The sequence below is a fragment of the Flavobacterium sp. NLM genome (genome assembly GCF_002210235.1).
In the GTDB taxonomy this organism is placed as follows: Bacteria; Bacteroidota; Bacteroidia; order Flavobacteriales; family Flavobacteriaceae; genus Flavobacterium; species Flavobacterium panici.
In genome coordinates this window covers 310,195-326,268 of record NZ_LIAC01000002.1, presented here as the reverse complement: position 1 = coordinate 326,268, position 16,074 = coordinate 310,195, and the positions used below count along the sequence as shown (strand labels likewise).

At 35.8% G+C, this 16,074-nt stretch carries 8 protein-coding genes; all 8 read right to left on the bottom strand.

Features of this window, described 5'->3' with window-relative positions:
• Positions 1-38: 38 nt before the first annotated feature.
• The 8 genes from APR43_RS03395 to APR43_RS03360 all read right to left on the bottom strand — a co-directional run bounded on the left by APR43_RS03395 (position 39) and on the right by APR43_RS03360 (position 16,025).
• A complete protein-coding gene (locus tag APR43_RS03395; protein ID WP_053471860.1) occupies positions 39-1,457 on the bottom strand; it encodes an acetylxylan esterase in 1,419 nt (472 codons plus the stop codon).
• A 168-nt stretch (positions 1,458-1,625) separates the two neighbouring features.
• Positions 1,626-4,397 (bottom strand): glycoside hydrolase family 78 protein, encoded by a 2,772-nt coding sequence (locus tag APR43_RS03390; RefSeq protein WP_053471861.1) that lies wholly within the window; start codon positions 4,395-4,397, stop codon positions 1,626-1,628.
• A 148-nt stretch (positions 4,398-4,545) separates the two neighbouring features.
• Positions 4,546-6,411 (bottom strand): exo-alpha-sialidase, encoded by a 1,866-nt coding sequence (locus APR43_RS03385; RefSeq protein WP_053471862.1) that lies wholly within the window; start codon positions 6,409-6,411, stop codon positions 4,546-4,548.
• 180 nt (positions 6,412-6,591) lie between these two features.
• Positions 6,592-7,509, bottom strand: coding sequence for a glycoside hydrolase family 43 protein (locus tag APR43_RS03380; protein ID WP_053471863.1), 918 nt, complete (start codon positions 7,507-7,509; stop codon positions 6,592-6,594).
• Positions 7,510-7,588: 79 nt separating this feature from the next.
• The gene (locus tag APR43_RS03375) at positions 7,589-9,157 is read right to left on the bottom strand and encodes a glycoside hydrolase family 28 protein (protein WP_053471864.1); all 1,569 of its coding nucleotides are present in this window, start codon (positions 9,155-9,157) and stop codon (positions 7,589-7,591) included.
• 187 nt (positions 9,158-9,344) lie between these two features.
• The gene (locus APR43_RS03370) at positions 9,345-10,745 is read right to left on the bottom strand and encodes a glycoside hydrolase family 140 protein (protein ID WP_053471865.1); all 1,401 of its coding nucleotides are present in this window, start codon (positions 10,743-10,745) and stop codon (positions 9,345-9,347) included.
• A 183-nt stretch (positions 10,746-10,928) separates the two neighbouring features.
• The gene (locus APR43_RS03365; RefSeq protein WP_088636381.1) at positions 10,929-14,084 is read right to left on the bottom strand and encodes a DUF6298 domain-containing protein; all 3,156 of its coding nucleotides are present in this window, start codon (positions 14,082-14,084) and stop codon (positions 10,929-10,931) included.
• A gap of 234 nt (positions 14,085-14,318) precedes the next feature.
• On the bottom strand, positions 14,319-16,025 hold the full coding sequence (locus APR43_RS03360) for a polysaccharide lyase (RefSeq protein WP_053471867.1): 1,707 nt from the start codon (positions 16,023-16,025) through the stop codon (positions 14,319-14,321).
• Between the last annotated feature and the right edge of the window lie 49 nt (positions 16,026-16,074).

The following is a 16,074-nucleotide window of genomic DNA, read 5'->3' as shown; positions in this document are numbered from 1 at the left end:
TAATTCGTGCCAATTCGTGAAATTAGTGGCAAACTCTTTTACTTCTTAACCTCGTAAACTTTCAGATTTTTTTCTCCAAACATTTCATATAATTTGTTGATGTCTTTCAGTGCGTTTTTCGGCAGATTTTCAGCTTTATTTCCAAAAACATATAATTTCTCATAAGGTTCAATTACACAAGTCGATTCGTCAATTTCGCCTTTTTCATTCTTTACTTTATTCAAATCTAAATTTAAATATTTCGCCATAAATGGATACAAAGCCATCCGTTTCGAAATTCCGAAATCGTGTCCTTCTTTTGCAAAATGAGCATTCTCCACTAAATCTTTCTTCCCGTACAATTCATACGTTCTTTGAATAAAAGGAAATTCCAATTCCGGAACTGCTAAAGTCCAGTCTTTTCCATCTGAAACAATCAATTGTGGTTTTGGCGCCATCATAGCTGAGATTTCCGCGTTGTTTGTTCCGTTTCCGCAAAGGTGAATGCCGCGTCCGCTTTCACATGGACAACCTCCTGAAAAATGAGAAGAAACCATTACAACTGGAGCTGAAACTTTTACACGATCATCAATCGCTGCTAAAAACATGGTATGAGAACCTCCACCAGAACCACCAGTAACGCCAACTCTCGACATATCAGCATTTTTTACAGTTGCTAAATAATCCAGAAAACGAATTCCGGTTAAAACCTGTACCGTCGATGCAATGCTGTTTCTATGCGTTTCTTCCGGAAATTGCAATAATGATTCTCCCCAGGCAAATAAATCATACGACACAACAATTGCACCCATTTTAGCCATAATAGCACAACGGTACTGCTCGTCTTTTCTATATCGTCCATCCCCAAAATGTCCGTCAGGAGTTAAAATAACTGCTGCTTTTTTATTTAATGGATATGGTTTATAAATAGAACCTGTTGCATAAACATCTGGAAGGATTTCCAAAGCGATATTTTCAACACTGTAATCTTTATAAATTCTCTTTGGAGTTAAAAGTGGTTTAGATTTTGGTGTTGGGGGCGCCTTATCTAAACCAAATGAGGTTATCATACAAGCTTTTAACTCCGTTTTGCGTTTCTCCCATTGTTCTTTAGTCGAATAAAGGCTTTCCAAATAAAACAGGCGTTCTTTTCCTTTATCAACTGAAACTTTATGGTTTTCATATTTACGAATAATGTAGGTTCCATCCGGCTGTTTGAAATACATCAATTCAAACGGTGCCAAAATATTAGTTAACGAAACTGCCAAATTTCCCGGTTCAATTCTCCAGTCGGCATAGTCGAGTTCTTTTCCTTTTAATAAACCTCTATCATCGTTGATCGTGACTTTAAAAACAGTCTCTATTTTTTTTAGTGTTTCTGAAACTGGTTTTCTAAAATTAGTATCAGAAGTACTTTGCGCATTGGCAAATGTCAAAGCAAAAAATAAAATTGTTATATATATGTTTTTAATTTTCATTGTTTCGTTGTGTTAAACTAACTTAAAATTGAACGCTGATGACACGGATTTACTTCGTAAAGACGCGGATTAAAGCGGATTTTTTTAAAATATTTATTATCGCAAAAGAGATAAAAAAATCCGTAAAAATCCGCGTCTTCGCGATAGCGAATCTGCGTCATCTGCGTTCTATATTTTGCATTCTATTATATAATTTCCAGATCCAAATTCCAAAACTGGCTTTTGAGCTTTTTCATCAAAACCTGTTCTCACTTTTTTATTATCAATTCTTATTTCTGATTCTTTAGAAACAGGTAACTTTATTGTCGCCGTTGTATTCACAGGAATCTGAACATTCAGAATAAATTTACCATCTTTTTTCTCCCACGAAGAAGCAATTTTCCCATAGACCGATTGATAGTCCGCTTTCGCGAAAGCCATATCGCCCACCATTTCCGGTTGAATAAAGAAATGTTTGAACCCAGGCTTCTCAGGATCAGACATGATTCCGGCTAAACTTTGATAAAACCATTCTTCTATTTGCCCTAACATAAAGTGATTCCAAGAATTTCCTTTTCTCGGATCCCATTGTTCGGTTAAAGTGGTCAAGCCAAATTTAATCTGAAAACCATAACCCGGCGCATCATAATGATTATGCATTCTGAACATGGTTTCGTTTTCGCCGTTTCTCGCCAGAGTCTGGAATAAATAACGATTTCCAACATCTCCCGTTGTCAAACGATCGCCTTTTTCTTTAATATCGGCTAGCAAATTCTGCATTACAGCTTCTTTATACTGCGGTTCGACAATATTCATAAAAATCGGTACAGCATTACTAAACTGACTATTTGTTCCATATTGTTTAGTTTCAGCATTAAAAAACTTCGCATTAAAAGCTGTTTTGATATCAGAAGCCAATGTTTCATACTTTTCAATATCTTCTGTTTTGCCTAATAATTTCGCCGCTTTTGCTACTAAATAAGCTCCGTAATAATAATGTGAAGTCGCAGAAAGCGCAATTGGACTGTTTTTAGAATATCCTGCGGCATGTGTTCCGTAATCGTACCAATCGCCTAATCCGTGCGACACAATATGATCGGTTGCTTTTGTTCCTAAATAATCCACGTAATTTTTCATTACAGGAAAATATTTTTCTAATAAAGAAGCGTCTCCGTAATATTCATAATACATCCAAGGCAGAATTACGCCTGTTACGCCCCATTCTGGAGAATCGGTAAAGTCACCTCCAAAAATTACATATTCAGGAACTATTGTTGGAATCAAACCGTTATCACGCTGTGAATCAGAAATATTCTGCATTGTTGCCGGAAGGAAAGTCTGCAAGTTATAATTGAACATTAAACCTGGACCATTCAACTGAATCTCTTCCAGCCAGCCTAATTTTTCACGTTGCGGACAATCGGTAAAAACACTTTGGAAATTGCTTTTTATGGAGTTGTTTATCAGCTCGTGTGTTTTATTGAAAATTTCATTAGAACATGCAAAACTTCCTCCTTCTCCAGCCGAATTATAAATAAAATTCGATTTCAACTCTACCAAAGTTGGAAGCGCTGCATTTTTATCTTCTTTATAATTAATGTTTTCTATCTGAACATATTGATAACCATAGAAACTGAATTTTGGTGTCCATTCTTCTACATCTTTTCCCTTTAATGTATAATCGTAATAGTATGGTTTTCCAGATCTTCCCTGAGCAATTGTGCCTTCTTCATTTAATCCTTCAGCAACCCAAACACGAATGGTTTGCCCTTTTTTGCCTTTTACTTTGATCGTTGGAAATCCCGAAAGATTCTGCGCCATATCAAAAACATAGAAATTTGGTTTCAGCTCTTTTACGATTTTAACTTCATATTGTTTCTGAATCGTAACCGGCGGTGCAATTTGCGGTCTTAAAATTCCTTTTGGCGCTTCCTGAACGACAACTTTTTTCCAATTCGAATCTTTAAAACCTTTACTGTTCCATCCTTTTTGTTCTAAATTAGCATTGTAATCTTCTCCTCCAAAAATACTATTGTAGGTAATTGGACTTTTGCTGTATTTCCAAGTTTCATCTGACTTTATAATTTCTTCTGAACCATCATTATATTTGATTTTCATTTTAAAGAATAAAGTCGGCGGACCAAAACTCACGAAGAATTTGGTATATCTTTCGGCAAGTGTATTGTACATTCCGTTTCCTAATAGAACACCAATTACGTTATCGCCTTTTTGAAATTCTTTGGCGCCTAATTCGTAAACGTTGTAATTTACTGTTTTATCGTAATCCGTCCATAAAGGTGCGAATTGGCTGTTTCCAACTTTTTTCCCGTTGATAGTCAATTCGTAATGCCCTAAACCTGAAATATAAATAACCGCTTCTTTGATTTCTTTTTTAATTTCAAAAGGCTTACGAAGTATTATGCTTCTGCCGGACAATGAATCTGAAGCGTTGATAAATGAGTTCTTTTTTTCTCTATTGAAAGTTGCCGAATGATAATTTCGGCCTTCCGGCAGATGGCTGTCTGCTTTTGTGATTGCTCCAATCCAAACCGGATTTAAATCTGATTCTAACGAAGCGGTTCTAAAAGAAGCAGTTTTACTCCATTTAGAAACTTTTCCCTTTTGATTCCAAACTTTAACTTTCCAGAAATATTTGGTTTCACTTTTTAATGGTTTTCCATTATAAAAAATATGCAGGTTTTTATTAGAATCTACTCTTCCAGAATTCCAGATATCACCTTCGTCATTTTGCAATTTTTCTTCAGAAGAAGCAACCAAAATAATATAGGCAATTTGTGATGCATTAGATTCTTTTGAAACCAACTGCCAGCTAAATCTCGGCTGATTCTGAACTACTGCTAATGGATTTTCAGCCATTTCTGTGGTTAAATGGACAGGCAAAATTTGTCCATTTGAAATGAAAGTGACTAAAAGGAATAGTATAATTTTAAAATGCTTCATTTCTTATTGTTGAGATTAGCACGCGAATGATGCGGATTTACTTCGTAAAGACGCGGATAAAAACTGATTTTTATTTCTTTAAAAATATAAAATCTGTGTAAATCTGCGTCTTCGCGATAGCGAATCCGTATCATCCGCGTTCTATTTTTTATAACATTTTCGTAATCAACGATTGAATATTAAATACCGCTTCCGGGATTAATTTTCCGGTTTGGGGTAAATCATCATAATCGTCTGTGTCTGGTTCTGTGTCTGCATTTGGAGAATATCTTTGATCACCTGTGCGAAACATAATTCGCTCAAAACCATCAACCGGAGCATAAAAAATTCTCGTTGATTCTTTTTCGTCGTTTACTTTTATCGTATACGAGCGGGTTTTAACGTTCAGTTTCACGTTTACTTTATATTCTTTTCCGGCTTCGTACTTTGTAATTCCACCAAAACGAGCGCCATTTTTTGCTTTTAATTGTCCATCCGAATCAAAAACCAATCTTACCGCTGGTAATCCTTGTTTATTTTGAAATTCAACCTGTAATAAACCGTGGTTATTTTGCTCTGGTTTTACTGTAAAAGTCACTTCCATTTTTTCTGCAAACGGAATAACACGTTCTGCGCGCGCATAATCAAAATTATCCTGATCTCTTAATGTCAGCCATTTTTTGCCATCGGCTTTTTTTTCGATTTTAGTTGAAGCCCAGGAAAGGTCATAAGTATTCCATAATTTTAATTCTTGTCCGTCAGGAAGATCGTTAAAAATATCATTTGCATTTTCAGTAACAACCGAAGTAACCGGAACCGGAATCGACGCTACCCAAATATCTTCTTTGTTCATACTATAACTAATCCAAAGTTTTCCGTCAGGCGGAGTTCCGTCACCTTCTGAGATTCCACGTACATATTGAGGTCCTGCTGATTTGTAATTTCCACCATAACGCATCGGACTAATTTCGCCGTGAACCAATAATAAATCTTTGTAAGTCAAACCGTCATCACTTGTTGAAATAGCTAAAGGCCAACGATATTCTGACGGATTGTAAACCGTTGCATAACGATTGTCAGAGGTTTTTTGTCCCCAGATTTTAGCGTTGCTGTTCACAAAACCGGGAGCACGAAGTGGATTATATTCCCATGTTTTTCCGCCATCTTTACTGATTGAAGTTAAAGCGTGTTTCCATAAACCAACCACATTTCCATTTGGTAAATGGTATGAACTTAAAGCTTTATAAGGTTTTTTTAGCGGAATCAATTCGTCATCACGATCTGCTTCTTCAACCCATTGCTGTAAAATCAAAGGATCAGATAGAATTTCTTCGCAGGCTTTTTTTAAACCTTTGTCTTTTGCTTGTGCATAAAAGGGAAATGCCGATTTCGATTTATCCCAAGATTTATTGTATCTGATGAAATAAATTTCACCAAAACTTCCGTCTATTTTGATTTCACGAATCACACGTCCAATTCCTTTTCCGTCGTTTGGATCATCTTTTTCATCCATTGCGATTCCGTAATACGCTAAAGCATAAAGTCGTTTGTCTTTTGAGGTATAAAAACCCATTCTCTGGTGCATAATCGCATCAAGATTTTTGGCAACACCCTCTACGCCTTCTTTTTTCCATCCGTCAGGAATATGATAAATTGGAAAAATTACTTTTGGCATTTTCCAGCTTACGCCGTCTTTTGAAGTCATAATTAAAGTCTGGCTCGGCGGAATATGTTCTCCCGCAGGATCACTCAAATATTGCAGATAAAAAGTATCATTCCAATATGCCATTGTAGGCTGGTGATTGTATGTCCATCCAAAACCATCTGCTTTTTCTGGATGTTCACGGCTTGCACGCATAATCTGCGTAGCGTGAACTCCAACTGCTGGACTTAATTGTCCGTGGTGATAATCGATGTTTGAAAGTGTTTTACCAACATAACGCACGGTATCATTTTGCGCATTTACAGCTGTACAAGTCAAAAGGATTGTAGCTGTAATTGCGATGTTGGTTTTTATGTTTTGGAAAGCAATCATGTTATTTATTTTTTTGCCACAGATTTCACAGATTAAAAAAGATTTTTTTTCTGCTTGATCTGCAAAATCTGCGGGAGAAAAATTTTGTCTCGCAGATTTGGCAGATTACGCAGATTTATTTTTTTGATTATTAAATACTATAAAAATCATTTTAATCTGTGAAATCTGTGGCCTTTTCTTTTATTTTCTTTCAATTAATTCTTTTAAAACTTCTTCAGAGATTGTTGTAATCGTTCCGTGTTTGTGTCCTTCTGGAAGGCTTATTTTTGATGAAACGTCTTCAAAATGAACAAAATCTGTTGTGCTTAAAGCTTTATAATTTTTTGAACCGTAATTATCATAATACAACAGCCAGTTTTTACCGACTTTCACTACCGTTGGACCTTCAGATAAATATTCGGTTAAAGGTTTAGAACTTTTTTGAAACGGACCTAAAGGCGATTTTCCGAAAGCTACTTTTATGTTTCGCATGGGTCTCGTATTGTCTTTCAAAACCAAGACATAATCTTTCTTGCTTTTCTTTACAATCACACAGTCAATGACGCTGAAACCTGGATCGTAATATAATTTTGTATCTGAAAAAGTTTTAAAATCTTTTGTCGTTACATAATACATTCTGTGATTATTTTTCTCTTCTTCAACTCCTTTTTCAAATCTAAACGGAATTGTCGATGCCCAAATAATAATGTATTCTTTTTTGACATCATCATAAAAAATCTCCGGCGCCCAAACGTTTACTACTTCCGGTTCGTTTTTCATTACCGGAATGTATTCTTGTTTTGACCAATGAATCAAATCTTTTGAACTTGCGTAGCCAAAACCGTTTCCACCTTTCCAGTCTGTTGTCCAAACCATGTGATAGGTTCCATCACCTCCTTTTGTGATTGACGGGTCACGCATAATTTTACTGGCTCCGATTTCTGGTTTTAAAAATGATCCTTGAAGTCCTTTCCAATTGTAACCGTCTTCGCTGTAGGCCAAATGCAAACCTTCTGTTGCAGGTTCTCGAAACGACGTAAAAAGATATAAATCTTTCTTTTTCTGCGAATAACTGATCGTGAAAATTAAAAGAGTTAATATGATGAATATTTTTTTCATGTTGTCAAATTAAACACAGATTTCACGAATTATCACGAATTAAATTGGTGTAAATTCGTGAAATCTGTGTTATTATAATCTATTCTATAATTGCTTTTTTATCTAAAGCTGTCCCTTTTTTAACTACTGTTGTTACATTATTAAACACATTGTTTTTCAGGAAAATATTCTTTGTTTCTTTTCCATTTGCTTCGATAAAAATATCCGTCGCATTAAATGGAAAATTATTATTAATCATTGTGTTTGAAACATTATCTAATTTTATAACCGGAATACCTTTTATTGGTGTTGAAGATCCAACGTTATCTAAAATGATATTTTTTGAATCTGATATTTTGAAAGAAGAACCAACTGTTGCATTTACTTTTACATCATGAAATTCAACATCTGTCGCTGTGTTTACTGTAAAACCTTCTTTTCCGTCCATGTTGATATTGGAGAATGTGATGTTTTGAATTGGCATTTCGGTAATTCCTAAAATTTGTCCTGCTTTGTTTACGTTTGAAGCTGTTATGTTGCTCATGTGAATGTTTCTGAAAATCGGAGTCTTTTCGGTTACAGGTTCAGCTTTGGTGTCTTTATCATAAAAAAGGCTTAATACAATTGCTTCTTCTTTGATATTTTTCATTACGATATTATCTACGCGAATATCTTCTACAACACCGCCTCTTCCTCGTGCTGCTTTAATGCGGATTCCGCGGTCTGTTCCATCAAAAACGCAGTTTGAAATGGTGATTTTTTTGATTCCGCCCGACATTTCGCTACCAATTACAACGCCGCCGTGACCGCTTAACATAGTACAATTTGTAATCGTAACATTTTCTGTCGGCACTCCATATTTACGTCCGTCTTCGTCTCTTCCTGATTTGATGGTGATACAGTCGTCTCCAACGCTGATATGACAATTTGAAATATGAACATTTTTGCAAGACGATGGATTAATTCCGTCTGTATTTGGTGAATGCGGATTAAAAATTGTGATTCCGGTTACGGTTACATTATCGCAGAACTCCGGATTGATCGTCCAAAAAGGCGAGTTTTGAAATGTTACTCCTTCAATTAAAATATTTTTACAACCATAAGCCTGAAAAAAAGAAGGTCTGAAAAACTTTTTATCGATTGTTCTTTTATAGTAATCCGAATATACAATTCCTTGATTTTGTTCGTCCCACATTTTTTGGTATTTCGTTAACGGAATCGGGCCTTTTGCGGTTTCGATTCTGTAGACTTCATTCCACCAAGCTTTTCCTTGTCCGTCAATTACGCCTCTTCCTTTTATGGTGATGTTTTCAGCATCTTTAGCATAAAATAATGGTGAGAATGATTTCATTACTAATCCTTCGTAACGCATTTCTACATATGGCAGATAATCATCAAAATTGTCTGAAAATTTTAATAAAGCACCAGAATCTAAGTGAATGGTAATGTTGCTTTTTAGTTTTAAAGCTCCTGTTAAATATTCTCCAGATGGAAAAAAGATGGTTCCGCCGCCGTTTTTAGAAGCTTTTTCTATGGCATTTTGAATGGCTTCGGTGCATTTTATTCCTTTGTTGTTTCCGCCTTCGTTTAGGATGTTCAGCCAGCCGTCGTTTGCAAAAGCGGTGTTTAATCCTGTTATGAAGCAGAGAATTATTAGTATGTTTTTCATAGTTTATCTTTTTATTTTGCCACAGATTAAAATGATTAGCTCAGATTTTTCAGTCTCATTTTTGTCATTTCGACGAAGGAGAAATCTTCGTTAGTAGCTCCGCATGGTTGAGCAACTTTGTAGAGTTTCTTGCGAAGATTTCTCCTTCGTCGAAATGACAAGATCGTGGGGAATAGCATTTCACTAATTACTTAATAGAACGTAAAATCAAAACCCAGTCATTACCATCTTCTTTTTTACCTGAAGGTTGGAATTCTTTGGTTCCTTTATTATCTACAATTCCAATTTTTGTTTTTTGTCCGTTTCTTGGATTGTACCAAGTTGCTGAAACTTTATCTCCAGAAATCTTGCCCATATTTACTTCGATTTTTCTTCCGTTGTAAGTGTAAATCAAAGCGTATTTTTTTCCTTTTATTGCTGGAATATAATCGTATTTTTCTCCTTGGTTATCAATTAATGAAGTATCTGGAACTCCTTCTAAAAACGGGAATTCTAACATTAGTTTTTTGATGTAAATCATTTGCTTTGCTCCTAGCGCATCAATTGCCGATGTCCATAATTCTTTGTTTCCGTAAGCTGGTTTATCGCCTTTTCTGAACATTTGCATTACGGCGTTGTGTCCGTATGTGTAACCTGCGGCACCTGAAAGAACTGACCAATATCCGTAACGACGAACATCATTTGCCGTCCATTTTGGCTGTAAAGTATCGTGCAAACCATGTGGAATTTCTTCGTATGATGGTTCTCCGTCAAGTGTAGGTTTTGTTGGTTTTAATTCGAAATCTCTTAGCACAAATTTGTAATTGTCTTCTTTGAAATTCGTTTTTGATGAATCCTGATCGTATCTTCTGTGTCCTGATTGAAACATGTTAAAATCCAGCCATTTTTCGTTGTGAAAGTTTTCTGAAGAATCGGTTCTCCCAAACGGGTGAAAAGTCACTAATTGGTTGGGATTATTTGTTTTTAAAGTATTTCCAATGGCGTTCCAGATATCCTGAAATTCATTTCCGTGAGTATCTCCTCCGTTTAACCAAATGACGTTGGTTCTGTTTTTATATCTGTCAGCTAAGAATTTAGCGTATACAATTGCTTGTTCTTTGCTTACTTTATTTCCTTTTGAAACGTTTGTTCCCCAAACCGGGACCATTGCTAAGTAAATTCCGTTTTTCTGAGCCACGTCTAAAGTGTAATCTACATGATCCCAGTAATCGTATTCTGTTGCGTTGTTGAAGTTGTTCCCAGATGTTATTAATGGTTTTGAAACATCTTCGTTGATTAAAGCTGCATCGCCATAAACGTTTACAGCATTTATGTTATGCAAAACCATTACCTGAACAACGTTGAATCCTTTTTCTTTTCTGTCTTTAAAATATTTATCAACGCCTGCTCTGTCTAGTTTTCCGAATGTCAGCCAGCCTGTGTCACCTAACCAGAAAAATGGTTTTCCATCTTCGGTAATAAAATAATGCTGATTTTTAGAAACTTTGATTTGAGGCAGTGCGCCTTTTGTTGATTGCGAAAATCCGCTTTGTGCTGCCAGCAAAAAGCTTATACTTAAGACGAATAAATATTTAATTTTCAGATTCATTTTGGTTTATTTTGAATTTATGTTTTTTTGGTTGGGCCACAGGTTTAACTGATTGAACGGGTTTTCGCTGGTTTATTCTTTTCATGTAGATTGAACAGATTTATTTTTTAATTTTTAATTCTTAATCTTTAATTTTTAAAATTATCTGTGTAAATCTGTTTTATCAGTTCCATCCGTGGGCAATTATTTTTTCACTACAAAAAGCACTTTTTCTTTTATTTCAGATTGTGGGATTGTTACTTGTTTTCCTCCGTTTATGTTTGCTTTTTTTGTGATAATTCCTGTTGTGGCGTTTATTGCATATACTTCGAAAGTTCCTTTTTCATTTGATAAATCAATTGTGATATCTTGATTGTTTTTTAAATAGAAAAGATAGCTTTTTCCTTTATTTTCTAATTTCCAAAGATTATCTGAAAATGTGTTTCCTTCAACTAATTTCATTTCGCTTAAAGCGGAATAAAATTCAGGAAGTGCAATTTTTGGAATATTAGGCATTGAAGCTCCTGCCATTAAAGCCGGCCATCCAAATCTTGGCGACGCATCTGTCGAATATAGAATTACTTTTTCAGGATATTTCTCTCTGTATTCACGAACTGCACGATATACCTGATCGTCTGTTTCTTTTCCTGTTTTTAGTTTTCTGGCGTGTTGTCTTGGTGCTAAATTTAATCCGCCTTGGGGCGCGTATGCCGATCCGTCTTCTTTGTAATACCAATAACGAATGTCAATTAGATCTACTGTTTTGGCTCTTTGTACATCATTTAAAATAGCATCCTGAACATCTTTTGTCGCACTTAAACCAATGATTCCTTTTTTGCCTGTTTCGTCTTTCCATTTTTGAACTTCATCAATCCAAAACTGCATGAAATGAAGCGGCCCCGTATATTCGGCACTTGTTAACTGAATTACGTTGCTGTTTTCCTGAAAATTTTCTAATGATTTACGAATAAATCCTTGGTGCAATTTTCTTCTGGCAGGATTATTAACATCGTAAAATTGTTCTGCCATAAAAATACGTTTGTCTCCCGCATATGGCGGCGGTTCCGGAAAACCTGTACTGTTTATATTGTTTGCGGAACGCCAAGGTGAACTCGCCCAATGCGCTCCGGCTTCTATAATATTATGTTGAAAGTATTGTTGATTGATTAACAATTGTCCTTTGGTTTCGGCTAAATCTGCAAAAAGAGATAAACGATCCCAATACCAGTCATTGAATTTTGTCAAATCATATTTACTCAATTGATCCCAAGCTAAATCCTGTCCGCTTCTTGCAAATGGCTGTTCGTAAAATGGCGGCCAAACATCGGCATCAAAACGGCGAACACGTTCGTGATCGTCCATTCTTCTTTCGTACCATAAACCATAATTATGTTCTAAAGCGACCATATTATTGGTGCTCAAATAATCTGCTACTTCATTGATATTGTCTGTAAAACCTGTTCCGGTTCTGCCAGGAACAAATCTGGTAACATCTGGCAATGACTTAGAAATGTCACTGTCTCTAAGACTTCCTCTCCACCATGGCACACTTAATCGGTTTCCTGCTATTACTTTATTATCATAAGTAAACCAGCCGTTTTTTGTTATTACTTTATTGTTGGAATTTATATTTTGTGTCGGGTTTATTTTTAAATCATTGGCATTTTTAAGACCTGAATTGTTCGCATCAATTGGATTTGCTTTTGAAACTTCTGCAATCCATTGTAGTAAACTTTCTTTTGGAGCAACAGAATTTTTAGTTAATTCTTGTGCCACTTCAACTTCGGGACTTGATGAAGGTTCTGAACCTAAATCATAAATAAAAGGTTTTACAGGAAGCTGTCCTAAACGATTTTCTAATTGTGCATAAAACAAACTTCTCGGATTGATATGACCGTTTACATCTTTCCAATGACCGTCGCCAGCCATGATTCCGCCCCAAGTTCCAAAAGCCCAGTTTTGCGCTGTTGGCGGACTGTAACATTCTATTTTAGAGGCTGATGTTTCCCAGATTACACTGTTTGCAGCTGTCCATCCTGCGCCTCTGCCATTTTGTTCTCTATTGTTATAACTTAAAGCATGTCCGTCTATATACGAAACTTCAAATAATACTCCTGTTGCCCAACTTCCTATTGCGCCACTATTATTGAAAGGCATAAACGACTCGCATTGAATAAATGCATTTGGTCCTGTCGTTCCAAATCCGCCTACTGCAAAATCGTGGTAACCATATTCTGAGTAGCAACGTTGAAATAGTGTTTGCTGCCCTTCGGTATAAAAAGTATGACGTCTAAAACCTGCGATTTCAGAAACAGGTTCTGTTGCAATACAATCTTCAACTGTAATTTGCTGCGCTGATTTTAATAAAGCGACTGCACCTCCAGAAAAATGCTTGAAATTTACTTGTTTTACCCACGCATTTTTTGTGTTTTCGATGCTAATTCCTAACCATCTGTGTTCTTCGTCTTTTGGTTTTGACTGATCATAAGTTGATTTCATCAGGATATTTTCGATCCCGATTTGCTCAATTCTTCCTGACCAAGAATAAACCGCCACTTTTGCTGGTCCGTAAGCATCATCCAAAGTCATTGTTAACGGTGCATTTAAAGTTACTTCATTACCGTTGATATTGGTTACGACCCTATTCCAAGTAATATCCCAATCATTTTTTTTCCAGCCAACCCAACCGGTTTCGGCTCCAAAATCATCCATTTTTAACTCTTTAATCCAATTATCGGTTAAAGGTTTGCTGATGATAATTTCATCAGATGGTTTTAATTTAGAGGTGTTTTTTAATTGGATTTTTTTTGTTCCAAGTGGTGTATAAGCTGTATTGAACTCAAAAGTCTCACCTAATTTTTTATCATCAGTTCCTAAAATTCTAATTATCGCTTCTCGTTTTAATCCGGTTCCTAATAGAATTGTTCCGTTTTCAGTATTTCCGCTTCCGCGTAAAACGACTCCTGATTTTTTAATGAATAAAGTTCCGCTGATTTTAAAAATTCCTTTATCTAAAAGTACAGCGCCGCGAAATCCTGATTTATTTGGTTTCAAATTACTCACATAATCAATTGCTGCCTGAATTCTTTCTGTGGCATCTTCTTCTTGTTTTGGAACAAAGATTTTATTCTCCACATTTGGAATTGCTTTTTCAGAAGCCATATATCCTGCAAATGAAAAATCAGGTATTTGATTTCCTTTATTATCTGCCGTAAACGAAAGTTTTCCTTCTTTGGTTTTAACAATATCTGGAAAATTGTTTTGTGCTGTGATGTTTCCACTAATAATCAGAGCAACATACATCAAAGATAATGGGCTTTTTAAAGAAGAAACTATATTTTTTAGTCGATTGAAATTCACTTTTTCTTATTTTAAATTTCAGAGTTTAGATTTTGGATTCTTAAAATTAATCTTTTAAAAAACAATAAATCTATAAAATCCTGCTTTCTCCAATCTTGTCATTTCGACGGAGGAGAAATCTTAGTTGCTGAATCTACTTTGTGGAGTTTCTTGCGAAGATTTGCTTCGCCTGTTCGCTATCGCTCGAGTCTCCTTCGTCGAAATGACAAACTTTGAACTTATTTCGTTAAAACATTACTGCAATAATCCTTTTGATTTTGCTAATGTATCTGTATTGTTTTCGGTTTTTGTCCAGTCTATTTTGCTACTTGGATCAATTCCATTAAAATATTTCTCGATGTTGGTATATCCGTCGCCGTTTGCATCTTTGTTGGCATCAGAAGCATCATTCGGGTTTAAACCATTTTTCTTTTCCCAAGCATCTGGAATTCCGTCATTATCAGAATCTTTATAGGCTTTTCCTTTATAAACCGGATAACCGCCTACTTGATCAGGATGTGTAATTATTCCTTTTTTATAAGAGTCTGCAGGTAATCTTCTTTTAATAAAATCTTTTCCAATTGCGTTTTCTAAACCGTCTTTAACTTCAATTTTTCCTGTGCGAACTTGTTTGATAATTCTTTCGTCAACCATGTCTCTTTTAGGAATTGTTGCTCCCACATTATTTAAAACAAATTCATAGGCTTCTTCTGCTTTCATAATGGTAATATGAGGCATTGTAAAAGCTTTTGGCTGTTTGATAAATTCTAAATATGATTTTACTTCTGCTTTTGGAAGATCTTCTAATTGTACACCGCCATTCCAGTTATCGGCTGTAACTTCTGGAGAACCAACGATAAAGTTCCCAGAAACATAAGCTCTTCCATATGTTTTTGGTTTCATATATCCTGATTCCGGTTTTAGAATTCTGTAACGAATTGGCTGATCTGATGGTGTTATTGGTCCCGGTTTGAAATAATTATTGATGATGTTAAACATCGAACGATAATCTCCTCCGTCAAGTGAACGATTCCACCAATTGAAAATCACATTGTTTACGAAATTAAAATCACCGTACATTCCGATTGAGGCATTTCTTGAAATATTATCTGCCCATAAATTACGCATAAATGTGCTGTTTAATCCGCCAATTGTACTTCCGAAGGCATGATTATAAGTATCTAAACCTTCTGAAGAAATGGTGTTTTGAATGGTAATATTACAAGCTGGCAGTTTTTCTAATTTTGATTTTTCATTTGCCGCAAACTGATGTCTGTATAATGAAATATTTTCGTCTAATCCCCAGCTTACAGAGCAATGGTCTACGATTATATTTCCTATTGGATTTCCGCCAAGTGCGTCATCTCTTCTGGTTACTTCTGTTGCTCCACGACGGAAACGCATATGTCTGATAATTACGTCGTGTGTATCAATTTCCAGAGTTTCTCCTGCTATGCAAATTCCGTCGCCCGGAGCAGTTTGCCCTGCAATTGTAACGTAAGGTGCACGCATGCTGATTCTTTTTTTCAACTGAATTATTCCAGAAACATTGAATACGATTGTTCTCGCTCCAACAGCTTCACAGGCTTCACGAAAAGTTCCTTTCCCGCTGTCTTCTAAGCTGGTTACTACAAATATTTTTCCGCCGCGGCCGCCTTCTGTAAATGCTCCGCCGCCTTCGGCTCCCGGAAATGCAGGAATATCTGCCTGAACAAAATCTTTAGGGTAAGATGCCCAAGGTAAATATGGTTTTCCTTGTTTAGCTTCTGCCTGTATTGTACTGTAATTATTTTTCCAGATTTCGGCTAACCTTTTTTCTTCATCGGCCAATATTGCATCGGCTTTGTCTTGAAGCGGTTTGGGAATTTCCGGATATTGTGCATATGCTGAAGTAAAGAAAGAACAAAATGAAAAAATCATCATGGTTCTTTTTAATGTGGTTATTGGGAAGATAGTCTGCATGAAAAGATAATCTAAGGTTTATAGTTTTTTGGTGTAAAGTTTATAATTG

What these genes read in the sequence shown, in the direction of transcription:
- APR43_RS03395 (WP_053471860.1), bottom strand. Translation starts at nt 1,457, where the DNA reads ATGAAAATTAAAAACATATATATAACAATTTTATTTTTTGCTTTGACA.
- APR43_RS03390 (WP_053471861.1), bottom strand. Translation starts at nt 4,397, where the DNA reads ATGAAGCATTTTAAAATTATACTATTCCTTTTAGTCACTTTCATTTCA.
- APR43_RS03385 (WP_053471862.1), bottom strand. Translation starts at nt 6,411, where the DNA reads ATGATTGCTTTCCAAAACATAAAAACCAACATCGCAATTACAGCTACA.
- APR43_RS03380 (WP_053471863.1), bottom strand. Translation starts at nt 7,509, where the DNA reads ATGAAAAAAATATTCATCATATTAACTCTTTTAATTTTCACGATCAGT.
- APR43_RS03375 (WP_053471864.1), bottom strand. Translation starts at nt 9,157, where the DNA reads ATGAAAAACATACTAATAATTCTCTGCTTCATAACAGGATTAAACACC.
- APR43_RS03370 (WP_053471865.1), bottom strand. Translation starts at nt 10,745, where the DNA reads ATGAATCTGAAAATTAAATATTTATTCGTCTTAAGTATAAGCTTTTTG.
- APR43_RS03360 (WP_053471867.1), bottom strand. Translation starts at nt 16,025, where the DNA reads ATGCAGACTATCTTCCCAATAACCACATTAAAAAGAACCATGATGATT.